This is a genomic window from Pseudogemmobacter faecipullorum (assembly GCF_020539525.1).
Taxonomy (GTDB): Bacteria; Pseudomonadota; Alphaproteobacteria; order Rhodobacterales; family Rhodobacteraceae; genus Pseudogemmobacter; species Pseudogemmobacter faecipullorum.
In genome coordinates, this window is record NZ_JACDXX010000001.1 from 218827 (window position 1) to 244080 (window position 25254).

Sequence of the window (25254 nt, forward strand, 5' to 3'; positions counted from 1 at the left end):
CCCTGGACACCGGTATGGCCTTTTCCGGGCGCCGCGGGCGCAGGCGTCAGGATTTTGCCACAGCCGGCCCGGATTTCCCCCCTATCCCTCGATAACCAGCCGCCGCGGCCGCGCCGGCCCGGCTCCCTGCCCGGGCGATGCTCCGGCCCTGTCCCCGGTCGCCTCGGGCGCCGTGCCTCCGGCGATACGGGCGCGCCGCTGCGCCTCGGCATAACCAAGCAGGGCCCCGGCGGTCAGCCAGGTGACCGGGGTCAGTGTCGCATTGGGCAAGAGATCAGCCAGGTTCAGCGCATGGATCAGCGCCAGCGAGGCTGCGGCACGCGAAACCACCCCGCCCCTGGCCATGCCCTCGCGCAGCAGCAGCCAGACCGGCATACATAACAGCCCGAACTGGGCGAGAAAGCCCAGCCAGCCAAAAGAGCCGATATGGATGATCCATGCCCCGTCCGCGATGCTGATATTCTCGCCCGTCGCCATGTCATGCACGAAGCCACGCCCATAGCCGCCCCAGCCAAACCAGGGGCGCACGGCGGCACGGTCAAGCAGGGCTTCTTCGTTCATCACGCGAAACCCAAAGGACTGGGCCCGCTCGGCATTCAGCGATGCAGCAAAATCCAGCACGCTGTTGACCGGCACCAGCTGCGCCCCCCGCAACATAGGATAGAGCACAACAATCAGCGCCAGCACCGCACTGATCATCAGCAGGCCGCGCAGCCGGGCCATCAAGAGGAGCGGCACCGCACAGATCGCATAGAACACCGGGCCGAAAGATTTGCACAGGATCAGCAGCCCGGCCATGACCGGAAACAGCAGGATATTGCGCAGCCGTTCCCTCCCGGCGCTGTCGCGGATCAGCGCTGCACAGGCCAGCAAAGCGGAAAGCATGAAAAACGCCACCCACAGGCCATGCGGCATGAAGACAAAGGGGCGAAAGCCGCCAAAGCGCATCGCCTGAATGAAATCATGCTGGAAATAGCCATAGATCCAGCTGTGCAGCTGCGGCGACAGCCGGGCCTCGATCAGGATCGGCACCAGATAGAGCAGCCCCCCCGCCAGCAGCGCGCCGAGCAGATCACGGATCGCCTCGGGCCGGGCCAGATCCCGCCGGGCCAGAAACAGCGGCAGGATCAGCAGCCCCTGCATCGCAATGACCGCCAGGCTGTCGTAGATCCGCAGCGCGGGCAGGAATGTGCCATTGGCAAAGGCAATGACATCGCGGTTCGACAGCACTGTCATCAGCGGCGAGATCACAAAGCACAGGATCAGCAGCGTTGTAACCCGGCCGCCGGTGAAAACCGGCAGTCGCTGGCGCAGCCGCAGATATGAGATCACCGCGGCCGAGAGCGCCGGGAGCGTATGCTTATCAAGATCGGGCAAAACCGGCAGATCGATGCGCAGCAATTCGGGCAGAAACAGATAGGCTCCGAGCACCGACCAGATCAGCGCCCGCCCCGGCCCCAGACGGCTGTAGAGCAGCCAGACCACCAGCGGCCAGCTCAGCAAAGCAATCCAGGCAAGCGGAGTCGGGGTAAGATACAAGATAGAGTCAGATCCGCTGAGTGAAATTCCGCACTGCAGGCCCTGCGCCCCGGCTTTCAACGGCCCGGGTTCCGGCGCAGCTCAGTTACAATAGCTGCAGTCTATACCATCTGACCCGGCTTCCGGCTATCTTTCTGACAGCGGCCGGATCGCTGAAAACAGTTTGTTTACCCGATTTCACTGTCGCTTTCGCGCCGCTCCGGCCCTAGTCTCCCCTCGCCCGGCCCGACAGCCCGGCAGTGGCAGTCCCAAATTCCGGCGGTTCAGGTGAAGTTTTCCTACGGCGCAACCACGATCCGCATCACCCATGCCACGCGGCCGCAGCTGCTGCAGCAGGTGTCGCAGCATTTCGCTGACGGGCGCGGCTTTGCCCTGGCCACGATCAATCTGGACCATCTGGTAAAACTTCGCCGCGATCGCGATTTTCGCAAGGCCTATGCGGCGCAGGATATGGTGGTGGCCGATGGCAATCCCATCGTCTGGCTCTCGGCGCTGGCCGGGGACAGGGTCGGGCTGATGCCCGGATCGGATCTGGTCCGCCCGCTGGTCACAGCCGCCGCCGCCGCCGGGCGCAAAGTGTCGATGCTGGGGGCCACGGCCGAGGCGCTGGCCGCCGCGAGCACGCGTTTTGCCGCCGAAATCCCGGGCTACCTTCCCGGCGTGCTGATCGCGCCGCCGATGGGTTTTGACCCCGAAGGGCCAGCCGCCCGCGAGGCACTGGCACAGATCCGCGATCAGGGGCCGGGCCTGTGCCTGATTGCCCTTGGGGCGCCAAAACAGGAAAAATTTGCCGCCCTTGGCCGCAGCCTTGCGCCGGAAACCGGCTTTGCCTCTGTCGGCGCCGGGGTGGAATTCATCTCGGGCCATCAGAGCCGGGCCCCGGCCTTCGTGCGGGCAATGGCGATGGAATGGGCCTGGCGCGCGCTCAGCGCGCCGCGGCGACTGATGCCGCGCTATGCTGCCTGCGCCGCGATCCTGCCGGGCGAGGCGCTCAGGGCATGGCGGCAGCGGCGCTGAGCCGGGCGGGCCTATTTATACTCGATCAGGCCGCGCCGCCTGCCGCTGAGCCGCCCGAGATAATAGCCGATCGCCCCGATCGCCTCGGGAATTTTGCCGATCGTGGTAAAGAGGGCAGCCTCGGCCCCCGCCCGCCCCTCGGCCCGCCAGCGCCAGGCCAGCCGCGCCACCTGCAGCGGCCAGGCCAGCAACAGCAGCAGAAAGCCAGGCCAGAACAGCAGGCTCAGCCCCAGCGCCGCCAGCGGCAAAGCCGCCCCCCAGAGCAGCGCCCGGCGGGTTTCGGCGCGCCAGTGCCGGTCCGGGCCAGCTCCATGCAGCGCCGCGCCTTCGGCAAAAGCATGGCCCGCGCGTCTGGAACGGCGCCAGAACTGCCCGAACCGGGTCATCGCGGCATCATGCCAGGTCATCTCGGCATCGATACGTCGGATCCGACCGCCCTGACGGCGCAGCCGCTGGCACAGTTCGGGCTCTTCACCGGCGATCAGATCCTCGCGGTAGCCGCCAAGCGCCAGCACCGGCTGCAGCCGCATCAGCGCGTCGCCGCCACAGGCCAGAGCCTCGCCCACCGGCGTGTTCCATTCGCGGTCGCAAAGCCGGTTATAGACCGAGGCCTGCGGTGCACGCTCGCGGCGCCGGCCACAGACCACCACCAGATCGGCCTCACGCGCGAAGGCCTGCAGCGCTGCCGGCACAAAGCCCTCGCGCAGGCTACAGTCGCCATCGAGGAACAGCACGAAACCGGCCTGCAGCTCGCCCCCGGCCAGCCGCTTCAGCCCGGCATTTCTTGCCCGGGCGGCGGTGAAGGGACGGTCGCTCTCCAGCCTCACCAGCCCGGCCCCGGCGGCAAGCGCCGCCTCGGGCGAGCCATCGTCCGAACCGCTGTCGACATAGATGATCTGCCGCACCACGCCCTGCAGCGAGGCGAGGCTGGCCAGCAGCCGCGCCCCCTCATTGCGGCCGATGACCACCGCATCCACCACCGGCACCGCATCCGGATCTGAAGATAGAGCATTCTGTCTCATGACCCGGGATCAGACAGCAGTGCGGCGCTTCTGTCAAAGCACGGCCGGGGCGATAACCGCCGTTCTCATCGCCGCAAGATCACGCGGTTGCGCTGCCTGCGGTCTTTGTTTTGCGGGCTTTCTCTGCTATGCAGAGGCTGCTGGGCGGGGGCCCGGATCCGTGGAGCCAGCCGGTCTTTTTGCTGTTCCGGCAGAAAGACAGAATGCGGTTACGGCCCCATGTGAGGCGGGCTGATCAGTTTTGCGGCGCGGTTTGCGCCAGGTGAGGCCCCTGGGTGATGACGCGTGACGAGAGCCTGTACCTTTTTGAAAAAAATGATCATTCTGAAGGGCATAAACTGATGTCAGCCGGGTCTGACGAGCCTGAGCCCGCCCCCCGTTCGTCCGCGAGACGCGGCTCGGTCTCGGTCTTTGCACCGGGCCGTCCGCGCAGCGATCTGCCGGTGGTGCTGGAGCAGAGCACCGGGCGCGAACTGATGATCGATGCGCGCAGCTTTGCCGCCCCCAACCCCTCACGGGTCTGGGAATCGCTGACCCGTTTCCGCCCCGATCCCGATTTTCTGGCCGGAAACGGATTGTTCCTTGATGCAGAACAGCATGAGGGGACACGTTATTTCGACATGCTGCGCACCCGGATTGCCCAGGCCATGGCAAAAGAGGGCTGGCGCAGCCTCGCCGTCACCTCGCCCTCGCAGGGCTGTGGCAAAAGTTTTCTGGCCGCCAATCTCGCACTGGCCCTGGCGCGCCTGCCCTCCTGCCGCACCGTGCTGATGGATCTTTCGCTGCGCGAGCCGCAGCTGGCCGGGCTGTTCGGACTGCGCGATGCCGGGCCGCTGGCCGATTATATGCATGGCGAACAGCCCCTCGAGGCGCATTTCCGCCGCCTCGGCAACAACCTCGCGCTGGCGCTGAACGGCGCGCCGGTGGCCCGCGCCGCCGAGAGCCTGCAGGATCCGGAATTCGCCACGGCTTTTGAGGAAATGTTCAGCAGGCTACAGCCCGATATGGTGATCTGCGACACCGGGCCAAGCCTGACCTCGGACGACCTCGTCTCCCTGGCCGGGCGGGTCGATGCCGTGCTGCTCGTCGTCGATGGCACCCGCAGCACTGCCGAAGAAATCGCCGCCTGTGAACGCCTGTTTGAAGGGCGGTTGCCGCTGCTCGCCGTGGTGCTGAACCGCAGCCAGGATCGCCGCTCATGGCTGCGGTTCTCCGGTCGTAAATCCCTGCACAACTGAAGGCAGATCATGGGCCCCATCCAGAGTTTTGAGGATCTGATCGGTTTTCTGCTGCGCCGGCGCTGGATCATTCTCACCGCGATACTGATCTGCGCGGTGATCGGCACCCTTTATGCGCTGCAGCGCCCGCATCGCTACACTGCTTTCACCTCGATTGAGGTACAGACCGCCCAGGTCACCGGCACCAGCCCGGCCGGCGAGCGCAGCGAGCCCGGCCGCGAAGCAGCCCAGATGCTGCAGACCGTGCGCCACCGGCTGACCACCCGCGACAATCTGCTGGCGCTGGCAGAGAGCTATGGGCTTTTCAGCGACAGCCCGGGCCTGTCGCCGGATGAAAAAGTCTCGCAGCTGCGCCTCGCCATAGCTTTCGACACCATCCTGGGCAATGATACCGGCTGGAATGGCGTGGCCCCGATCACCGCCATCGTGCTCAGTGTCACCTGGGATAATGCCGATCTGGCGGCGCGGCTTGCCAATGATCTGGCAGGCCAGCTGATGGAAATGTCTTCGAGTGGCCAGATCCGTCAGGCGCGCGATACCTATGAGTTTTTCAACGAAAAGCGCAGGGCTGCCGAGACCGAGATCACCGGCCAGGAAGAACAGATATCGCTGTATCGCAGCACCAATGCCGCCTCACTGCCCCCCGCTACAGCGGCACTCCGCGATGAGCTGGTCGGCATTGGCACCGAGCTGCGCGCGCTCGACAGCCAGCTTCTGACCGCCAATGATGAATCCCGCCGCCTCACTGGCCGCGAGATCATCCGCCCCACCGACCGACAGCGCCTGCTTGAGCTTGAGGATCAGATCCTGTTGCTGAGCGGCCAGAAAGACGCGCTTGAGCTAAGCCGCACGGCGCTGGAAAGCCGGCTGGCCGGGGTGCCGGATATCGAGCGCGGTCTGGCCGATCTGGAACGCCGTCTGGAACAGAGCCGCCGTGATTTTGACAGTGCCACCATGGCCCTCTCCAATGCGGAATCGGCGCTGCAGCTGGCCGAAACCCGGCAGCGGGAACGCTTTGCGGTGCTGGACCGGGCGATGACGCCAGAGCATCCCTCTGGTCCCTCGCGCCGGATGTATGTGATGGCGGCAGCCCTGGCCGGGGCAGCCCTTGGCTTTGCCCTCGGCTTTGCCATGGAGCTGATGCGCCCGGTGATCCGCACCTCGGCGCAACTGCAGCGCGAGCTGGGCATCCGCCCGCTGATCGCCATCCCGCAGCTTGAGCTGGCACCCGGAACCCGGCGCCGGCGCTGGTGGCGCCGGATGGGCTGAAAGCCCCCCGCTCCGGAACAGCACTGGAGCAGCTCTGGCCCCTCCCCTTTCCCATCCCGGATCCTGCAGGATCCCGGAGCAAGGCCCCAGGATCCGCATTATAAAAAGCCCGCCCGGAACCGGACGGGCTTTGCATTTCAGCCTCAGCTTTCGCCGCTCATCAGGCCCTAGAAAGGCAGCGGGGGCGCGGCTGGCAGCGCCAGGGCTCAGCAGCCGGTGCCTTTCAGCACCACGCTGATGGTCCGGGCCAGAATGCTGACATCGGTGGGCAGCGAAAGCTGTTCCTCATAGGCATCATCAAACTCTGCCCGCGCCTCAAAGGTGGTGCGGTTGCGGCCGGCGGTCTGCCAGAAACCGGTCAGCCCCGGGCGCAGCAGAAAATAGCCCGTGCCCGGATAGAGATCGCGCTGGCAGATCATCATCGGCCTCGGGCCGACCAGGCTCATATCGCCGCGCAGCACGTTCCAGAGCTGTGGCAGCTCATCGAGCGAGGAGCGGCGGATGAAAGCACCGACCGCGGTGATCCGGGGATCATGGCGCAGTTTCTGCGTGCTGTCCCATTCGGCCCGCGCCTCCGGATTGGCAGCGAGATATTCCTCCATCCGCAGATCAGCGTCACAGACCATTGAGCGCAGCTTCCACATGCGGAAGACCTTGCCGCCCTTACCGATCCGCATCTGCGAATAAAACGGTCTGCCGCCATCGCGCGCAATGAGCAGCGCCAGGCCCAGCACAATCGGCAGCACCACCGGGATGGCGGCGAGGATGACAAACATATCGAGCAGGCGTTTAAAGCCATTGCGATACAACCCGCTGCGCCGCGGAGTGCCACCGCGGATGGCAAAGGCCTGCAAATCTGCTTCCGACGGCTTTCCTGAGCCGCTGGACCCCGGGGCGAATTCCCTGGAAAGGCCAGTCACAAGCCCCGATGAGGTGGATCTGGCTATGCCGGATCCATCCTCGGTTAACACCGAATAATGTACAGCCATTGTCAGCAGCCGATCAACAAATGTAGTGCTTCGGGAGAGAATACATACCGGAAGCCCTGAACAGGCTCCGCATTCGCCACCGGCAGCATGCAAAAACTAACTATCATCCTCAGCACTCATAAAGAATGCCCCCAGCTCCGATAATAGCGGACTGGCCCCCGTCAGGCTACGGAAGAGATAGCGGCATTGATCACAATTTGGCCACGTTTACACTTGAATTTCGCCACATGGGCGAATTTTTCCGGATGAATGGCCGCTCTTTCGCGCGCTGATTGAATGATGTATTTCACCCGCCGAATTCTTTCATGGCTGATTCGAACAGCCGTTTCCGGATCTGACCCCGCCTTTCCAGGTGGCAAATTGTCCCTCCCCCATATCAGATGCGAAGCCGGGTTTCCGGCTCAGGGACAATCGTTTTTTCTGACCAGCCCTCTCAGCCCTCGCCCTGGCGCAAAAAACCGGACCTGGCCCGGTCACAGGGTCCGAATCGTCGTTTTTTGTAAAAGGCCAGGATCAGCAGCAGGCTGGCCCCGCTCAGACTATAGCTCAGCACAATGACCAGCAGGGACTGCCCCGTCAGCGCCGCAAAGGCCATGCCCATGCCCGCTGCTGCGATCGACAAAAGGATCAGTCCTGCAGTCATCGGTCCTCCCCCCGAAACGGTCGGATCTTTTCCGCCACTCCTGAACAATCACATTTTTAGGGGGAGTTTGGAGCGAAACAGTTAACAAAGTACTATCGTCAGCGAATTCAGGCCTGCCGCTACGTCAGATTCCAGCGGCTTCAGGCCGGATTACTCCTCGGCCAGGGCGCTCAGATAGCTGCCATAGTCATTTTTACCGTAGAGCCGCGCCTGGCTGAGCAAAAGCGCGCGACTGATCCAGCCCTGACGCCAGGCGATTTCATCCGGAGAGCCGACCTGCAGCCCCTGCCTCTGGGTCAGAGTGCGGACAAAATTGCCGGCATCCAGCAGGCTGGCATGGGTGCCGGTATCAAGCCAGGCAAAGCCGCGCCCCAGCTTTTCAACCTTCAGCTCGCCCCCGGCACGGTAGATTTCCAAAAGATCGGCAATCTCCAGCTCGCCCCGGGGCGAAGGCTTCACCTGCGCCGCCAGCTCCGGGGCACGGCCATCGAGGAAATACAGCCCGGTCACCGCGAAATTCGACGGCGGCTTAACCGGCTTTTCAATGATCGCGCGCACATTGCCCGCCGCGTCGAAATCGACCACGCCATAGCGTTCCGGGTCTGCGACATGATAGCCAAACACCGTGCCACCGGTTTCACGCGCCCCGGCTGCCGCCAGCGCCTCCGGCAGGCCATGGCCAAAGAAGATATTATCGCCGAGCACCATGGCCGAGGGCGCCCCTGCGAGGAAATCCGCCGCCAGCAGATAGGCCTGGGCCAGCCCCTCCGGACGTGGCTGGCTGATCCAGGTCAGCGTCAGCCCCCACTGGCTGCCATCGCCCATCAGCCGCTGGAACTGGCTCTGATCCTCAGGGGTGGTGATCACCGCGATGTCGCGGATCCCGGCCAGCATCAGCACTGAAAGCGGATAATAGATCATCGGCTTGTCATAAAGCGGCAGGAGCTGTTTTGAGACGCCCATGGTGATCGGATAAAGCCGGGTACCCGAACCACCGGCGAGGATAATGCCCTTGCGTGTCGTCATGGCTGAAGCTCCTTCAGAACCGCGTCGAGACCCTGCCGCCAGTCGGGCCGGGCCATGCCAAATGCTGTTTCAAATGCCGAACAGTCGAGGCGCGAATTCAGCGGCCGCTGTGCGGGGGTCGGATAATCTGTGGTGGGAATGCCCTCAATGCGGCAGTCCAGCCCGGCGCGGGCCATGATTGCGCGGGCGAAATCCGCCCAGCTCACATCCGGAGCGCCCGAAAAGTGATGCGTGCCGCCCGGGGCGCCTTCGCGCATCGCCCCGGCAGCCCGGACCAGAGCCGCCGCAATCGCCGCAGCCGGGGTAGGACCGCCATGCTGATCATCGACCACTTTCAGCAAGGGACGTTCCGCACCCAGCCGCAGCATGGTTTTCACGAAATTCGCGCCATGGGCCGAAAAGACCCAGGAGCAGCGCAGGATCAGCCAGGCGCCCCCCGCTGCACGCACTCCTTCCTCGCCCTGCAGCTTGCTGCGGCCATAGGCGCCGAGCGGGCCGGTCGGATCCCCGGGCTGAAACGGCTGATCGCCGCTGCCGTCAAAGACGTAATCACTTGAGACATGCAGGAAGGGGATGCCCAGAACCGCGCATTGCGCCGCCATCGCCGCCGGAGCAGCGCCGTTTACAAGGGTTGCAGCGGCCTCATCACCCTCAGCTTTGTCGACAGCCGTCCAGGCCGCAGCATTGATCACCGCCTCGGGCGCATATGCCCGGATCTGCGCCGCACAGGCGGAGGGGTCGAGCAGATCAGCCTGATCGCGACCAAGGAAGCTTGCCTCAGGGAGCAGCCGCGCCAGCTCGCGCGCCAGCTGGCCGGTCTTGCCAAAGACAAGGAAACGCGACGGCGCGAGGCTCACGCCTTCACCCCCAGCCGCTGCCCCACGCCCTGGCGCGCCAGCAGCGGCTGCCACCAGGCAGCATTGTTCAGATACCAGTCAACGGTGCGTTCCAGCCCTTCCTCCACCGTGACCGAGGGGCGCCAGCCCAGCTCGTCGCGGATCCGCGAAGGGTCGATAGCATAGCGCGCATCATGGCCGGGGCGGTCGATGACAAAACTGATCTGATCGGCATAGGAGCCCTCAGCCTTCGGACGTTTACGGTCGAGAATGGCGCAAAGGCTCTGCACCAGTTCCAGATTGCTGCGCTCATTCTCGCCGCCGATATTATAGCTGCGCCCGGTCAGCCCTTTTTCGGCCACCAGCAGCAAAGCATCGGCGTGATCCTCGACATAGAGCCAGTCGCGGATATTAGAGCCATCGCCATAGATCGGCAGCGGCTTTCCGGCGAGAGCGTTCAGGATGATCACCGGGATCAGCTTTTCCGGGAAGTGATAGGGGCCGTAATTGTTCGAGCAATTGGTCAGCACCACCGGCAGGCCATAGGTCTCGCCCCAGGCGCGCACCAGATGGTCCGAAGCTGCTTTTGAGGCCGAATAGGGCGAGCGCGGATCATAGGCGGTCGCTTCGGTGAAGAGCACCTCAGGATCGGCGGGCAGTGAGCCAAAGACCTCATCCGTGGAAATATGGTGGAAGCGGAAGCCCTCCGGCCGCCCGGCCCGGCTCCAGTAAGCACGCGCCGCTTCCAGCATGTTAAACGTGCCGGTGATATTGGTCTCGATGAAATCACCGGGGCCATCAATCGAGCGGTCAACATGGCTCTCCGCCGCCAGATGCATCACCAGATCGGGCTGATGCGCGCTGAAGATCCGGTCCAGCGCGGCGCGGTCGCGAATATCGGCCTGTTCAAACTGATAGAGCGGGCTGCCCTCGACAGTGGCGAGGCTGTCAAGGCAGGCGGCATAGGTCAGCGCGTCAAGGTTAACCACCTCATGCCCGCGCGCCACGGCGAGACGCACAACGGCCGAGCCAATAAACCCCGCCCCTCCGGTGACCAGCAGCTTCATTTCATCCCCTCATAGCGAAACGGGCGCGGCGCATCTTTCAGCAGCGGCGCCCCCTTGTCTTTATCCGAGAGCACCGGGCCGCCCTCGGGCAGATCCCCCCAGTCGATGCCGATCCCGGGATCATCCCAGCGCACCGCGCCATCACAGTCCGGGGCGTAGAAATCCGAGCATTTATACTGCACCTCAACATCCGGGCTCAGGGTGACAAAGCCATGCAGGAAACCTTTCGGGACCAAGAGCTGCTGCCCGTTCTCAGCCGAGAGACGCTGTGACACCCATTGGCCAAAACGCGGACTTCCCGCACGAAAATCCACCGCAACATCGAGGATCGCCCCCCTGGTGCAGCGCACCAGCTTATCCTGGGCATGGGGATGCGACTGATAATGCAGCCCGCGCAAAGTGCCCTGCACCGCCGAGAAAGAATGGTTATCCTGCACCCAGTCAATCCCGATCCCGGCCCCGGCCATGACGCGCGCGCTGAAGGTTTCGCTGAACCAGCCCCTGGCATCGCCAAAGCGGCGCGGCGTCAGGATCAGAACCTCGGGCAAAGTGCTTGCTTCAATCAACATCAGCCTCAGTCTCACCTTCTTAACTCAGGGCCATACGCTCCGCTCGTCAGCGCCACAGACTTACCAGGCCCGGCCAGCGCAGGAAAACAAGTGTGAGCATCAGCACAGCGGCCAGTCCACCAGCCGTCAGATCATGCCGCCGGTCCCAGGCGCGATGCCGCTTTGCCAGCAGAATGACGCAAAAATGCGCCAGTATCAGGGCGCAGCAAAGGCCGGCCAGCGCCCCGCCAAGGCCACCGGCCCAGGTGCCGATCAGCAGCGCGGTTGTCTGCAGCCCCGCCCGCGCCGCCTGCAGCAGGAAAAATCCGCGTCCGTCGCCTGCTGCCAGCGCCGCCTGATCATAGGTCATACCCAGCACCAGCGGCATCTGCGCCAGCGCCACCCCGGTCATGATCACGCCGACATCCGCATAGCGCGCATCATAGAGCAGTTTCGCCAAAGGATCGCCGAACAAAGCCAGCACCGTCAGCATCGACAATGTGACCAGCGACAAAAGCAGCCGCAGCTTCTGCATTTTCAGATCCCCCGCAGCGCTGCTGCCTGGCGGGTGGTCGCGGTAGAGCGGCATCATGATCCGCCCCACCACCACCCCCGCCATCAGTGCCGGGAATGAGGCGAGAAACCAGCCGATATTATAATGGCCAAGCTCGGTCATGCTCAGCCAGACGCCGAGGATGATTTTATCGCCCTGGGTCAGCAGGAAGCCGCAGGCGGTCGAGATCATGATCCATTTGCCGAAATGCACCAGTTCGCGCGCGGCCTCGCTGTCCCATTCAAAGCGGTTGCCGCGCCCGGGCAGAAACAGAAGACTGAACAGGAGATTGATCAGGGCGGTGGCAAGGCTTCCCGCCACCAGCGCCCAGATTGAGCCGGTGGCCAGCGCCACGGCAATCATGATCCCAATGCCAAGCACCTGGCCCGCCAGCTCGAGCAGCGTCACCCGCACCAGCAGCAGATGGCGGTGCGCCGTATCGATCTTGGTGGGCCAGAAACCGCCGATCAGCAGCGACAGCGCCCCGACCGGCACCAGCCAGGCCAGCTCCGGCACGGCGTAGAACCGCGAAACCGGCCAGGCCAGCGCACAGGCCAGCAGCCACAGGATGGCTCCACGTAAGACATTGATCGTCCAGGCGGTGTTCAGGAAGCGCGGATCATCGCCCCGGGGCGAGCGCATGATCGCCGGGCCGATGCCCACATCGGAAAACAGCTGCAGCCCCTGCAAAACGACGAAGACCAGCGCCATGATGCCAAAGGCTTCGGGGTAAAGCAGCCGGGTCAGGATCAGGTTCGAGGCCAGCCGGACGAATTGCGAGGCGGCATAGCAGCCCGCCACCACCACCCCGCCCCCGAGGGCGCGCCGGAATAATCCCTGGCTCCGCTCAGCCGACATGCTACTCTCCCTCTCCGGGCCACGCTTACCACAGTGCAACCTGAAGATGCAGTCCGGCATCTCCTGCGGCACCGGAATGTCACGAAGCGGAACCGAACCTGTGATTTTCAGGCTTTGCGCTTGCATCACAGCCCAGCCGCGCGGATCCTCTGCCGGCTGCCACCGGAGCACCAGCTTTCGTTTCATGAAAATCGCCTATCTGGTCAACACCTATCCTCTGCCATCGCAGACTTTCATCCGGCGTGAGATCCTCGCGCTGGAGCGGTCTGGCTGGACTGTGCAGCGCTTTGCCATGCGCTCCGGCCGCGAACGCCTGAGTGATCCGGCCGATCTGGCCGAAGACGGGCGGACCGAGCATCTGCTCAAACGCGGCCTTCCGGGCCTGGCAAAGACCGCCCTGCCCTTTGCCCTGCGCCGCCCGCGAGCGGCTTTGGCGGCTTTACGCCTGGCCCTGGCCTGCGGCGGGCGCGGCGCGGGCGGGGCGCCGGGCACCGGCGGGCGGCTGCGCCATCTGGTCTACTGGCTGGAAGCGGCCGAGGTGGCGCGGCGCTGCCATGAGCTGCGGATGCCGCATATCCATGCCCATTTCGGCACCAATTCCACCACCGTCGCCATGCTGGCGGCCGTCATTGGCGGCTTGGGCTATTCCTTCACCACCCATGGCCCCGAGGAATTCGACGCGGTCAGGGCGCATTCGCTGGCGGAAAAGCTGCAGGGCGCCGATTTTGCCGTGGCGATTTCCGCTTTTGGCCGCTCGCAGCTGTGCCGCCAGGCCCGGCTTGAGGACTGGCCACGCCTGCATGTGATCCATTGCGGCATCGAGCCCTGGCGCTTTGCCGAACCGGGGCCAATGCCCGCCGGGCCGCGCCGGCTGGTAGCGATTGGCAGGCTGTCCGAGCAGAAGGGCTTTCCCCTGCTGATCGATGCCATGGCGATGGTTGCCACGGCTTTGCCCGGCCTGCATCTGACCCTGATCGGTGAGGGCGAGCTGCGCCCGGCCATTGAGGCACGGATTGCCGCTCTCGGGCTGGGGGAGCGGGTGACGCTGACCGGCTGGCTGGATGAGGCAGGGGTCCGCAGCGAGCTGGCGCGCAGCCATGCGCTGGTCCTGCCCTCTTTCGCCGAGGGCCTGCCCATGGTGATCATGGAGGCTTTCGCCTCCGGGCGGCCCGCCATTGCCAGCGCCATCGCCGGGGTGCCCGAACTGGTGACCCCTGGCACCGGCTGGCTGGTGCCGGCAGGGGATGCGGCGGCGCTGGCCGAAGCTATCCGCAATTTCGCCGCCGTACCGACCGAAGTGCTGGAACGGATGGGCCGGGACGCGCGGCAGGCGGTGCTGCGCGAGCATGATATCGACACCGAGGCCAGCAAGCTTGCCACCCTGTTCCGGCTCTCGATGGCCATGCCCGCCCCTGGTGAAGATGCACACTAGCGGCCGCGGGTAAAGCCCTGCGGGCCGCGCCCCAGCCGCACCGCCAGCGCCACCGCAGCATAGGCCAGAAAGCCATGCGGCGCGCGCAGGATCAGGGCCAGAAGTCCGGCCTTGCCGAGCGGCGGCTTGTCCTCGCGCGCCAGAATCCCCGGATACAAAGCCTCCAGCTCGCGCACGCCGCGATCCTGACGCCTGCGCACCCTGACCAGCGCCCGGAAGCCCTCGGCCATCGGCCAGTCATAGGGCGCGGCAATCTGCACCCGCTCCTGCGGGGTGAACTGCAGCCGCACGAAAGTATCGTCTGAAATCAGATCCGGAAAATCCCCCCAGCGGGCCCGGCCTGCCCTATTGACCGCGTAAAGCCCGTAGCCCGGCGCGACGGAGCGGGCGAAGGGCAGGCTTTGCCAGAATGTCGCATAGGCCCTTGTCACCGCCGAAGCCGGGCGCGGCACCACGGGCCTGGCCCCGGCATAAAGCGCGCGCGCCGGGGAAAGTGCCGTGCAAAGCCCCGCCATCACCCCGGCTGAGACCACGCAATCCGCGTCGAGACAGGCCCGTATCGCCCCCCGGGCCATACTGTCTCCGGCATTAAGCGCCCCAGGTTTTGAGCCTTCGGCCCGCTCGGTCACCCGCAGATCCCAGCCCGGCGGTGGCCGCATCGCCCTGGCCCTGTCAGCCGTGCGGTCCTGGCAGCCATTGGCCACCAGGATCACCTCGCCCCGCGCCGCCCCTGGCAGCGGGTCCGAGGCAAAGACCGCGCTGAGGCAGGCCTCAATCCAGGCCTCCTCATTCGAGGCCGGAATGATCACGCTCAGCAGCGGCGGCTGGCTCAGCATGGGCTGCAACCGATCAGCGCCTGCCAGCGCGGGTTATCATCCGAGAGATGGCGCAAAGCCCCCCAGCTGCCATATTTCCCAGGGGTAAAGACGCTGCCGTAATGCAGGAAAGGCGCATCGGAGACCGCTTTCCAGCCCTCGAGCAATTCGGTGTAAAGCCTGCCCATCCCGGGCGAATAGTTCAGCTCGGTGAAGAACTGAACCATTTCAGCATCCTCCATCACCGGACCGATCGGCGTGACATGGGTGCCGCCCTCATACATCACCAGCGCGAGGTCATGCCCGGCTGCCACCCGGGCATGATAGGGGAATAAAGTGCCGGTCACAAAGCCGAGGCTTTCCTCAAATTCACCGGAAAGCGCGCCGTCGCGCAGCTCGCTCTCCGCCAGTTCACCCGCCAGAGCAAAGCCATGCCGGCTCACCCAGGCCTCGAGCGGGGCGCCGGTCAGGCCCAGCGCCCCGGCCTGATCCCTTGCTTCTGCCCGTGACTGCGCCAGCCAGGACCGGATCAGCGCATCACGATCCTCATAGCCCAGCTTGCCCTGAAAATAGCCGGTGATGGCATAGGCATCAAAGCTCTCATAGGGCGGCGCCCCCCCCTCCTTGCGGATCGGTTCTGGGTCGAGGATCTGCTCCTCCAGCCCGCGCCAGCCGGTCTGGGTGGCAATCACCCGCACCAGCCGCTCCGGGGGCAAAGCCTCAGACCAGAGCGCCATCACTTCGGCGGCGCGCAAAGCGTAATAACTGACCCAGGCCCCGCCCTCGCCCCAGCGCGCCTTTGCCTGTTCATCGGCCCAGCGCGCCTGGTCAAACTGCCAGTTCCAGACCTCATTCGAGAATTCCGCCCAGAGTTTCAGCTCCGGATCCAGATCGCGTGCCACCACCGCCGCCATCTCGCGCACCAGCGCATCCGAGGCCAGATGCGGCACCGTGATCCAGGGATCGGCCTGCAGCCGGTTGGCAAGGCTGATCGCCACTTCCAGCGGCACTCCGGCCTCGCCCGCCCAGGTATAGTCCGAGGCCAGGGGCCGGTCCTGCGGCGCGCTGAGGCGCGCATTATTGGTCGCCATCCAGTCCATGAAGCGCAGCAGTTTCGTACCTTCCATCCGGGCAAGGAAATCAGGATTAAAGATCTCGCCCTGGGCCAGCAAATCGGCGCGAGCGGCCTTTACCACCCGGATACGGCGGATCGGATCCTGCGCATCAATCGCGGTGATGCGGAAATCAACCATGCCCTCACCCGGACTGTAGCTGAAGCCAAGCCCACCGGCTTCGGGGGCAATATCACGGGCCGCGCCATGCATCTCAATCTGGCCCTGCCCCTCCCAGAGCACCAGATAGCGCCCCGCCATATCCACCGCCCCCCCGGGCAGATCGGTCAGGAACAAAGTACCGATCGAGCCAAGCCCTTCCGGGATGCGCCGGGGCCAGCCCTCGTCATCGAGCACCCCTGCGGCGCGCAGCCCCGCCTCATCCATACCGCCCCATTCGCCGGGGCGATGGCCGATCCAGGGCCGGGCGGTTTTCATCACATCAAGGAAGGGCTGTTCGGGCGACCAGTCATGCACCCCCATCAGACCAAAGCCGAGGTCTGGATTGCTGATCTTTGCAAAACCCGCTGCCGCTGCCGGTGTCCCGCTTTCCTGCCCCGGTGCCGCAACCGGCAGGATGAGGCCCAGCGCCAGGATGAGTGTTTTCAGGGCTGTGCTGAACCGCATCCCGCTCTCCCTCAGCCTGGCCCGGCGCTGACACCGGTCAGCGGCAGCGAGGTCACCACCTGCCAGACCAGCCGCTGCATGGCGAGGGCGGCGGCGGCCTCAGGCGCTTTCGCCGGGCTGCCATCGGCGCGGTTCAGCGCGAAGGGCAGACCTTCGGGCGAGCGACCCCGGATCACCGCATAATGGGTCAGCGCCATCAGATAGGCGCCGCTGTCATTGAAATGGATCTGATCGCTGAACAGATCCGCGGCGCTGCCATAGCCCGGGATCTCCCCCCTGGCGGCGGCAGCCTCAAAGGCCAGCATCACCTGTCCGCCCGGGATCAGCCGCACCGGCCCGGCACCCTCCTGCAAAGTGGCGCGCAAGAGCACCCCCTCCCACAGCGCCGGAAGATCCGCGCGGATCCGCCCGCTCCAGCCGCCAGCCAGCTGAGCCGATAGCGCGCGGTCATGCCAGGTCTCATAGAGATAGATCCTGGCATCGGGCCGGGCCGCACGGATGCGGGTCACCCAGGCCTGAAACACCGCCGCACTGTCGTGGTAGCGGATCGCATCGCCCAGATCGACCATCTCGGTCAGCACCACCACCGGATAATCCGCACTGTCGATCGCCTCTCCCGCCGGGCGGAAGGCCGGGCTGGTATTTTCTTCAGCAAAACCGGGCACCTCGCCCTGCAGATGCTGGTTCAGGCTCGCGCCCCAGCCCAGCTGGCTGTTCCAGCCATGGCCCGACAGCTGGGCCAGCATGGCGGGCATATCGCGCCCGACCAGCGAATGACCAAGGTGGTAGACCTGCAGCGCCCCCTCCGAAGGCATGGCGGGCGGATAATAGCGGGCGATCTCAGCCGCGCTGAGCGCCTCTCCTGTCACCGGGGCCGCCCCACGCCAGGAGCGCAGCACCAGCGCCGCTGCCACCACAACCAGCCCCAAGACCAGTCCTGCCCAGATCCCTGGTCTCACCCTGCCCCCTCCCCGTAAAGCCGGTGTCACGCTTTGCGCTTCCGCCCTTAGCACAGCCTTTTGAAAATTTCGCCCCTTTCAGCGCCAGGTCGCGCCGGATTGCGGTGCCGCTTGCGACGATTGTTACCGCCGGGTCTGATGACAGTCGCTGCGACTGGCGCTATTCTGTCAGCCGACTTCGGGGCAACAATCCGGAGTGTGACGAAGCCGGGCACAGCCGGGCCAGACGGAAAGGGCAGTCGAGCGTGTTACGCGTCTTCGGATCAGGTCGCTTTGAGCGGCTGGCGAATCGCTATGCCGCCCGCGCCGCGCGCCGGGTGCCCGGGGCGACGGCCTTTATCGCACCGCCCGAGCCGCGCTCGATCGGCCTCTATGCCCGGGGCAAACAGATCCTTGCCGGCAATCTGCTGCTGGCCGGTCATCTGGCCGAGGCCCCCGGGGTTGAGATCTGGGATATTCCCTCTGCCGATCCCGCTTTCATCGCCGAGGCCCAGGGCTATGCCTGGCTTGAGGATCTGGCCGCGCTTGGCACCGCCCCGGCCCGCAGGCTGGCCCAGGACTGGACCCGTTCCTGGATCCGCCGCTACAGCTCCGGCGAGGGGCCGGGCTGGACCCCGGACCTGACCGGGCGGCGGCTGATCCGCTGGATCCATCATGGCCTCTTCCTGCTTTCGGGCGAGGATAAGCCAGCTCAGGATGCTTTCTTCCTCGCCCTTGCCCGGCAGACCGGATTTCTCGCCCGGCGCGCCCATGCCGCGCGGCCCGGCCTGCCCCGGTTTGAGGCGCTGATCGGCCTGCTTTATGCTGCTTTGTCGCTCAGGGGGATGGAGCACCACAGCCAGGCCGCCATCACCGGCCTTGCCGCTGAATGCGAACATCAGATCAGCGACAGCGGCGCGATTGCCAACCGCAACCCCGAAGAGCTGCTCGAAATCCTGACCCTGCTCACCTGGGCAAAGTCTGGCCTCCAGGATGCGGACCTGCCCTGTCCCCCCGAACTCAGCGAGGCGATTGACCGGATCGCCCCCTGCCTGCGGGCCCTGCGCCATGCCGATGGCGGGCTGGCCCGGTTTCATGGTGGTGGCACCGGGGCCGAAGGGCGGCTTGACCAGGCGCTGGCCGCCTCGCAGGTGCAGCCGCCGCCCGGCCATATCACCCTTGCCATGGGCTTTGCCCGGCTTTCGGCCGGTCGCAGCTCGCTGATCCTTGATGCCGCCGATCCGCCCTCACAAAGCGCGCCGCGCCAGGCCCATGCCTCAACGGCCGCCTTTGAGCTGACCTCGGGGCGGCGGCCTCTGGTGGTGAACTGCGGCTCGGGCCTGCCCTTTGGCCCGGACTGGGGCCTGGCGGGGCGGGCCAGCCAGTCGCATTCCACCCTCGCGCTCAGCGGCATGTCCTCCTCGCGCTTCAGCCTTGCCGGATCAGGGCTGCTGGATGATTACGCCCGCGTCTCGGATCTGCATCTCGAAAGCGAGAATGGCGCGCTGGTGCGGCTGTCGCATGACGGCTGGCAGGCGAGCCATGGCCTGATCTGCAGCCGCGAGTTGCAGCTTTCCGCCGATGGGCGGCGTCTGAGCGGCACCGATGACCTCTATGCCAGCACCAAGGAGGGCCAGGCCCGGATGCAGAGCCAGCTGGAACGGGCTGGCACAGCCGGAATCGCTTTTGCCATCCGCTTTCATCTGCATCCCGATGTCGATGCGACCCTCGACATGGGCGGTTCTGCGGTTTCGATAGAGCTGCGCTCGGGTGAGATCTGGGTTTTCCGCCATGATGGCTACGCCTCGCTGGCGCTGGAACCCTCGGTCTATCTCGAAAAGGGCCGGCTGAAGCCACGACCGGCGCGGCAAATTGTGCTTTCCTGCCAGGCACGGGGCTTTGCGACCAGGATCGGCTGGACCTTGGCAAAAGCACAGGATACTCCGCTGGCAATCCGCGACCTGGACCGCGATGAGCCGGTCCCTATCTGACAAGCCAGCCGGAGGCCTAATGTCTATCGCCGCCCCTTCATCCTCTGCCCCAACATCGCCGCTTGCGATCCGCCGCGCGCTGATCTCGGTCTCGGATAAAACCGGACTGCTGGATTTTGCCCGTGCGCTGCATGAAAAGGGCACGGAGCTGCTGTCGACCGGCGGCACCGCAAAGGCCCTGCGCGAGGCAGGCCTGCCGGTGCGCGATGTGGCCGAACTGACCGGCTTCCCGGAAATGATGGATGGCCGCGTCAAGACGCTGCATCCGATGGTGCATGGCGGCCTGCTGGCTCTGCGCGACAATACCGATCACCAGGCGGCGGTGCGCGAGCATAATATTGCCGAGATCGATCTGCTGGTGGTGAACCTCTACCCGTTTGAGGAAACCGTGGCCAAAGGCGCCGATTACGCCACCTCGGTCGAGAATATCGACATCGGCGGACCGGCGATGATCCGCGCCGCGGCCAAGAACCACGCTTTCGTCGCCGTCGTGACGGATACCGAGGATTACGCCGCAGTTCTGGCCGAAGTTGAGGCCAATGGCGGCACGACCTATGCCTTCCGCCAGCGCCTTGCCCTGACCGCCTATTCCCGCACCGCCGCCTATGACACGGCGGTCTCGGCCTGGATGGCGAAAGCGCTGGAGGTTGAGGCGCCGCGCTACCGCTCCTTCGCCGGGAAACTGGCCCAGGGCCTGCGCTATGGCGAGAACCCGCATCAGAAAGCCGCTTTCTATACCGATGGCTCGGCGCGTCCCGGCGTTGCCACTGCGCAGCAATGGCAGGGCAAAGAGCTGTCCTATAACAATATCAATGATACCGATGCCGCCTTTGAGCTGGTCTCGGAATTTGCCGGCAAAGGCCCGGCCTGCGCCATTATCAAACATGCCAATCCCTGCGGCGTCGGCGAAGGTGCTACCCTGCTTGAGGCCTATCAGCGCGCCTATCGCTGCGACACCACCTCGGCTTTCGGCGGTATTGTGGCCCTGAACCAGCCGCTCGACAAAGCCACGGCGGAAGAGATCGTCAAAATTTTCACCGAGGTGGTGATTGCCCCGGGCGCGTCAGAGGAGGCCAAAGCGGTCTTTGCGGCGAAAAAGAACCTGCGTCTGCTGACCACCGATTCCCTCGCCGATCCGGCAAAGGGCACCACCTCCTTCCGGCAGGTTGCGGGCGGCTTCCTCGTCCAGGACAGTGATATCGACAGCGTGAGCCGCGAAAGCCTGAAAGTGGTGACGAAGCGCGCCCCTTCCGAGGCCGAGCTGAATGACCTGCTCTTCGCCTGGAAAGTCGCGAAACATGTCAAATCCAACGCCATTGTCTATGTCAGAGACGGCGCTACCGTCGGCATTGGTGCCGGGCAGATGAGCCGCGTTGACAGCACCATGATCGGCGCGCGCAAAGCTGCTGAGATTGCCACGAATGAAGGCCTCTCTGAAAGCCCGGCCATTGGCTCGGTGGCGGCATCGGACGCTTTCTTCCCCTTCGCTGACGGGATCGAGGTCCTGGCGGCGAATGGCGTCAAGGCCATCATCCAGCCCGGCGGCTCGATGAAAGACCAGGATGTGATCGATGCGGCAGACCGCCTCGGCCTTGCCATGGTCTTCACCGGCCAGCGTCACTTCCGGCACTGATATGCGGATCGCAGCCCTTACCGCTCTGACCACTTTCGGCCTCGACCAGGCGTCTAAAATCGCAGTGGTGCAGGGGCTAGACCTGATCAATCGCGGCCAGATGGATATCTGGCCGCCCTTCCTGACCTTCCGCATGGCCTGGAATCAGGGCATCAACTTTGGCCTCTTTGCCGGCCAGACCGAAGCCATCCGCTGGGGGATCATTGTCGTCTCGCTGGTGATCTCGGCCTGGGTCTGGCTCTGGGTGCGCAAAACCGCGCCGGGACGCTGGGCCCAGATCTCGGCCGGATTGCTGGTCGGCGGTGCCCTCGGCAATGTGATCGACCGGCTCTGGTACGGAGCCGTGGCCGATTTCCTGAACATGTCCTGCTGCGGCTTTGAAAACCCCTATGCTTTCAATGTTGCGGATATTGCGATTTTTGCCGGTGCCGCCGGGCTGGTGCTGTTCACCGGCAAGGGCGCGGGGCCGCAGAAAGCCTGAACCCGGGCGCCGGATTCCCGCCCGGGCCACCTCCGGTCGGGAATTCCTGCGCCAAACACCCGTGACGTGAGCAATCTCATAGGCTAATACAGATGTCAGAGCAGACGCGAAGCAAAAGGCCGGGGACGAGAATGCAGGCAAAAACAGGCCGGAGTGCTGTTGCGCTGGCGTTGACCCTTGTTGTCGCCGCCTGCAGTCCGCCCCTCGAGGGCGACCGCACGGATCTGATGCGGCTGCGCTCAAAAGACGGCCCCGATGAATTCGCCATTCTGCCGCCCAAAGCGCTGGAAATGCCGGGCGCGCTGAATGATCTGCCCCCGCCCACGCCTGGCGGCTCAAACCGCACCGATCAGCGCCCGCTCGATGATGCGGTGATCGCGCTTGGTGGCAAGCCGGGCGCCGGCGGCGGCATTCCGGCGGCCGATGCTGCCATTGCCGGCCATACCGGGCGCTTTGGCACCGAAAGCGGCATCCGTGGTCAGCTGGCCGCAGATGATCTGACCTATCGTCAGAAACGTCCGGGCCGGGTGTTTGACCGTCTGTTTGGCAATAATTCCTATTATTCGGCCTATGAGAAACAGTCGCTCGATCAGCAGTCCGAGATCGAATACTGGCGGGCTCGCGGTCTTTTGACCCCCTCTGCGCCGCCACGCGGCTATGACAAAGAGGCCGAGGCTAAAGCCGCCCGGAAAAAAGCCAGAAAAACCGCTCCCTGATCAGAAAGACCGGGGAGCGCCGGGTGCTGCCGCCTCAGGCGGGGCCCCTCTGGCGCTGCAAGCGCCCGAACAGCCTGTCGGAGGATCTATGTCCCTGCTGAACCCCGTTGCCTGGCCTGTCCCTAAGGTGACACGCGGCCTTGCGGCGCGGCTTACCGCTGCGCTGCTGCTGATCACCCCGCTTGCTCAGGCCCTCGGGGCCTTTGCCGCCCATGCCGAAGCGGTCAGCAATTTCACCCTTGAGAACGGGCTGGAGGTGGTGGTGATTGAGGATCACCGCGCGCCGGTCGTGGTGCAGATGATCTGGTACCGCGCCGGGGCGGCAGATGAGCCTGCCGGAAAATCCGGCATCGCGCATTTCCTCGAACATCTGATGTTTAAGGGCACCGACAAGGTTCCGGCAGGCCGGTTCTCGGCCACGGTTGAGGATCATGGCGGTGATGACAATGCCTTCACCTCCTGGGATTACACCGCCTATTTCCAGCGCATCGCCGCCGACCGGCTGGAGCTGGTGATGGAGATGGAGGCCGACCGGATGCGCGGCCTGAAGATCGATGAGCCGGTGGTGCTGACCGAACGTCAGGTGATCCTGGAAGAGCGCGCCCAGCGCACCGACAGCGATCCCGGCGCGCTGCTGGGCGAGCAGATGCGGGCGGCGCAGTTTATGAACCATCGCTACGGCGTGCCGATCATCGGCTGGCGCCATGAGATCGCCGGGCTGACGCGCGCCGATGCCCTCGCCTGGTATGAGAAATATTATGCGCCGAATAATGCGATCCTGGTGATCGCCGGCGATGTGACCCCGGATCAGGTCCGCGTGCTGGCCGAAAAATATTACGGCCCGATCCGCCCCTCGGAAGGGATCACCCCGCGGCTGCGCCCCCAGGAACCGCCGCATCTGAGCGAGCGGCGCCTGACCTATGCCGATGAGCGGGTCTCGGATCCCTATGTCTACCGCAGCTATATCGCGCCTGAACGCAATCCCGGCGATCAGCGCAAGGCAGCGGCGCTGGCGATCCTGGCGCAGCTGCTTGGCGGCAGCGGCCAGACCTCGGTTCTGGCCCGCGCTTTGCAGTTTGACAGCCAGATCGCGATCTGGTCCTCGGCCTTTTATGATGGCGAGACGATTGATGACGGCACCTTCGGCCTCTATGTCGTGCCGGCCCCTGGCGTAAGCCTGGGCGAGGCCGAGGCCGCCATGGACGAGGTGATCGCGAAATTCCTGATCGATGGCCCGGATCCGGCAGCATTCGAGCGGATCCGCACCCGGATCCGGGCTGCCGAAATCTATGCCCGCGATGATGCCCATGGCCTGGCGCGCCGCTACGGCGCCGAATTGTCGATCGGCCTTGGCATCGAGGATATCCGCGGCTTTACCGCCGTGCTCGACAGCATCACCATCGAAGAGGTGATGGCCGTCGCCCATGAGGTGCTCGACCGGCGCAATGCCGTGACCGGCTGGCTGGAGCGGCCAGCCCAAGCCGCAGAGGCCGCGCCCGCCGGGCAGTCCCTTCCGGATCAGACTGGAGCCGAGCCATGATTTTCCGTGCTTTTCTGACCGCCGCCGCGCTGCTTCTGCCCGGTCTGGCCAGGGCCGATATCCCGATCCGCGCAATCACCAGCCCGGGCGGGCTGACCGCCTGGCTGGTTGAGGATCACAATATCCCCTTCACCGCGCTGGAAATCCGCTTTCGCGGCGGCACCTCGCTGGATGCGAATGGCAAGCGTGGCGCGATCTATCTGATGTCGGGGCTGATCGAGGAAGGCGCTGGCGATCTCGACAGCCAGGGCTTTGCCGAGGCCCGCGATGATCTGGCCGCCTCCTATAGTTTCAATGCCTCGGCCGATGCGGTTGCGGTCTCGGCGCGTTTTCTCAGCGAGAACCGCGATCAGGCGGTGGATCTGCTGGCGCTGGCGCTGACGCAGCCGCGCTTTGACGAAGATGCCGTGGCACGGGTGCGCGAACAGGTGCTGGTCGGGCTGCGCGGCGATCAGAAAGACCCTTCCGCCATTGCCGGCGACCGCTTTGATGCGCTGGCCTATGGCGATCACCCCTATGCCAGCAGCTCAAAAGGCACGATTGCATCGGTCTCGGCCCTGACGCGCGAGGATATGATCGCCGCGCATCGGGTCAGCATGGCGCGCGATCAGGTCTATATTGCCGCCGCCGGGGATATTACCGGCGAGGAGCTGGGGCTTATCATCGACCGTCTGCTCGGCGATCTGCCTGAAAAGGGTGCGCCCCAGCCCGGGCCTGCGCCCTGGACCCTGCCGCCAGGGGTGACACTGGTCGATTTCCCCTCGCCGCAATCGGTGGTGACCTTTGGCCAGAAAGGCATCTCCCAGGAGGATCCCGATTTCTTCGCCGCCTATATCCTCAACGAGGTTCTGGGCGGCGGCCGGTTCTCGGCCCGGCTGATGACCGAAGTGCGTGACAAGCGCGGCCTGACCTATGGCATCGGTTCCTGGCTGATCGGCATGGATCATGCCGAGGCGCTGATGGGGCAGTTCTCGGCCTCGAATGACAAGGTGGCCGAGGCGGTGGCGGTGGTGCGCCATGAATGGGCGAGGATCGCCGATGAGGGCATTACCGAACGCGAGCTGACCGATGCGAAGACCTATCTGACCGGGGCCTATCCGCTGCGCTTTGAGGGCAATGCGCCCATCGCCTCGCTGCTGGTGGGCATGCAGATGCAGGGCCTGCCGATTGATTACCCCAATACCCGCAATGCCAGGGTCGAGGCGGTGACTATGGCGGATGTGAAGCGGGTAGCGCGTGAGCTGTTTCGTGCCGGGGATCTGCAGTTCGTCATCGTTGGCCGCCCCGAAGGCATCACGGCCAGCCCCTGATGGGCGGAGAGCCGCCCGGGCCGCCCTCTGCCCTGCAGGCGCGGCCCGGCGGTT

Annotated in this window: 22 protein-coding genes; 10 read left to right on the forward strand and 12 right to left on the reverse strand. The window is 65.0% G+C overall.

The features are described 5' to 3' along the window. Positions 1–81 precede the first annotated feature (81 nt). Entirely contained in the window at positions 82–1539 is a 1458-nt protein-coding gene (locus H0485_RS00960; protein WP_226933451.1) for a hypothetical protein, read from the reverse strand. A gap of 267 nt (positions 1540–1806) precedes the next feature. Here H0485_RS00960 and H0485_RS00965 point away from each other — a divergent pair, with 267 nt between their 5' ends. Beyond that, a complete protein-coding gene (locus H0485_RS00965; protein WP_226933452.1) occupies positions 1807–2556 on the forward strand; it encodes a WecB/TagA/CpsF family glycosyltransferase in 750 nt (249 codons plus the stop codon). Between the two features lie 11 nt (positions 2557–2567). Here H0485_RS00965 and H0485_RS00970 read toward each other — a convergent pair whose 3' ends face one another. Continuing rightward, entirely contained in the window at positions 2568–3578 is a 1011-nt protein-coding gene (locus H0485_RS00970; RefSeq protein ID WP_226933453.1) for a glycosyltransferase family 2 protein, read from the reverse strand. A 341-nt stretch (positions 3579–3919) separates the two neighbouring features. On the opposite strand from H0485_RS00970, the gene H0485_RS00975 reads away from it, so the two are divergent. Continuing rightward, a complete protein-coding gene (locus H0485_RS00975; protein WP_226933454.1) occupies positions 3920–4816 on the forward strand; it encodes a CpsD/CapB family tyrosine-protein kinase in 897 nt (298 codons plus the stop codon). A 9-nt stretch (positions 4817–4825) separates the two neighbouring features. Continuing rightward, on the forward strand, positions 4826–6085 hold the full coding sequence (locus tag H0485_RS00980) for a Wzz/FepE/Etk N-terminal domain-containing protein (RefSeq protein WP_226933455.1): 1260 nt from the start codon (positions 4826–4828) through the stop codon (positions 6083–6085). Positions 6086–6291: 206 nt separating this feature from the next. On the opposite strand, the gene H0485_RS00985 is transcribed toward H0485_RS00980, so the two are convergent. The 7 genes from H0485_RS00985 to H0485_RS01015 all read right to left on the reverse strand — a co-directional run bounded on the left by H0485_RS00985 (position 6292) and on the right by H0485_RS01015 (position 12605). Next, positions 6292–6861, reverse strand: a complete 570-nt coding sequence (locus H0485_RS00985; protein WP_435531462.1) for a sugar transferase — start codon at positions 6859–6861, stop codon at positions 6292–6294. Between the two features lie 646 nt (positions 6862–7507). Continuing rightward, positions 7508–7717, reverse strand: coding sequence for a hypothetical protein (locus H0485_RS00990; protein ID WP_226933457.1), 210 nt, complete (start codon positions 7715–7717; stop codon positions 7508–7510). Positions 7718–7867: 150 nt separating this feature from the next. After that, positions 7868–8743 (reverse strand): glucose-1-phosphate thymidylyltransferase RfbA, encoded by an 876-nt coding sequence (gene rfbA / locus H0485_RS00995; RefSeq protein ID WP_226933458.1) that lies wholly within the window; start codon positions 8741–8743, stop codon positions 7868–7870. After that, the gene (rfbD, locus tag H0485_RS01000; protein ID WP_226933459.1) at positions 8740–9600 is read right to left on the reverse strand and encodes a dTDP-4-dehydrorhamnose reductase; all 861 of its coding nucleotides are present in this window, start codon (positions 9598–9600) and stop codon (positions 8740–8742) included. The genes rfbA and rfbD overlap by 4 nt, the downstream gene beginning before the upstream one ends. Next, positions 9597–10646: a dTDP-glucose 4,6-dehydratase gene (rfbB, locus tag H0485_RS01005; protein ID WP_226933460.1), complete on the reverse strand. Its 1050-nt coding sequence runs from the start codon at positions 10644–10646 to the stop codon at positions 9597–9599. The genes rfbD and rfbB overlap by 4 nt, the downstream gene beginning before the upstream one ends. Next, positions 10643–11215 (reverse strand): dTDP-4-dehydrorhamnose 3,5-epimerase, encoded by a 573-nt coding sequence (gene rfbC, locus H0485_RS01010; protein WP_226933461.1) that lies wholly within the window; start codon positions 11213–11215, stop codon positions 10643–10645. Before rfbC ends, rfbB begins: the two co-directional genes overlap by 4 nt. A 46-nt stretch (positions 11216–11261) precedes the next feature. Next, positions 11262–12605 carry an oligosaccharide flippase family protein gene (locus tag H0485_RS01015; RefSeq protein ID WP_226933462.1) on the reverse strand — a complete coding sequence of 448 codons (1344 nt, stop codon included), beginning with the start codon at positions 12603–12605 and terminating at the stop codon, positions 11262–11264. A gap of 184 nt (positions 12606–12789) precedes the next feature. Between H0485_RS01015 and H0485_RS01020 the strand changes: the two genes are divergently transcribed. Next, positions 12790–14037, forward strand: coding sequence for a glycosyltransferase (locus tag H0485_RS01020; RefSeq protein WP_226933463.1), 1248 nt, complete (start codon positions 12790–12792; stop codon positions 14035–14037). Here the strand turns inward: H0485_RS01020 and H0485_RS01025 are convergent. The 3 genes from H0485_RS01025 to H0485_RS01035 are packed head-to-tail and all read right to left on the reverse strand — an operon-like array spanning position 14034 to position 17550. Further along, positions 14034–14873, reverse strand: a complete 840-nt coding sequence (locus H0485_RS01025) for a glycosyltransferase (RefSeq protein ID WP_226933650.1) — start codon at positions 14871–14873, stop codon at positions 14034–14036. The two genes, H0485_RS01020 and H0485_RS01025, sit on opposite strands and share 4 nt — an antisense overlap. Continuing rightward, the gene (locus H0485_RS01030) at positions 14867–16591 is read right to left on the reverse strand and encodes a hypothetical protein (RefSeq protein ID WP_226933464.1); all 1725 of its coding nucleotides are present in this window, start codon (positions 16589–16591) and stop codon (positions 14867–14869) included. Before H0485_RS01030 ends, H0485_RS01025 begins: the two co-directional genes overlap by 7 nt. Positions 16592–16602: 11 nt before the next feature. After that, positions 16603–17550, reverse strand: coding sequence for a hypothetical protein (locus H0485_RS01035; protein WP_226933465.1), 948 nt, complete (start codon positions 17548–17550; stop codon positions 16603–16605). 245 nt (positions 17551–17795) lie between these two features. On the opposite strand from H0485_RS01035, the gene H0485_RS01040 reads away from it, so the two are divergent. The 6 genes from H0485_RS01040 (at position 17796) to H0485_RS01065 (ending at position 25200) form a co-directional block, all read left to right on the forward strand. Continuing rightward, positions 17796–19520: a heparinase II/III family protein gene (locus tag H0485_RS01040; RefSeq protein ID WP_226933466.1), complete on the forward strand. Its 1725-nt coding sequence runs from the start codon at positions 17796–17798 to the stop codon at positions 19518–19520. Between the two features lie 19 nt (positions 19521–19539). Further along, positions 19540–21153 (forward strand): bifunctional phosphoribosylaminoimidazolecarboxamide formyltransferase/IMP cyclohydrolase, encoded by a 1614-nt coding sequence (gene purH, locus H0485_RS01045; RefSeq protein ID WP_226933467.1) that lies wholly within the window; start codon positions 19540–19542, stop codon positions 21151–21153. A gap of 1 nt (position 21154) precedes the next feature. After that, complete coding sequence (gene lspA, locus H0485_RS01050) at positions 21155–21634, forward strand: signal peptidase II (protein ID WP_226933651.1); 480 nt, start codon at positions 21155–21157, stop codon at positions 21632–21634. A 131-nt stretch (positions 21635–21765) separates the two neighbouring features. Next, entirely contained in the window at positions 21766–22350 is a 585-nt protein-coding gene (locus H0485_RS01055; RefSeq protein ID WP_226933468.1) for a DUF3035 domain-containing protein, read from the forward strand. 88 nt (positions 22351–22438) lie between these two features. Continuing rightward, a complete protein-coding gene (locus H0485_RS01060; RefSeq protein ID WP_226933469.1) occupies positions 22439–23890 on the forward strand; it encodes a M16 family metallopeptidase in 1452 nt (483 codons plus the stop codon). After that, a complete protein-coding gene (locus H0485_RS01065; RefSeq protein WP_226933470.1) occupies positions 23887–25200 on the forward strand; it encodes a M16 family metallopeptidase in 1314 nt (437 codons plus the stop codon). The genes H0485_RS01060 and H0485_RS01065 overlap by 4 nt, the downstream gene beginning before the upstream one ends. Positions 25201–25254: the final 54 nt, after the last annotated feature.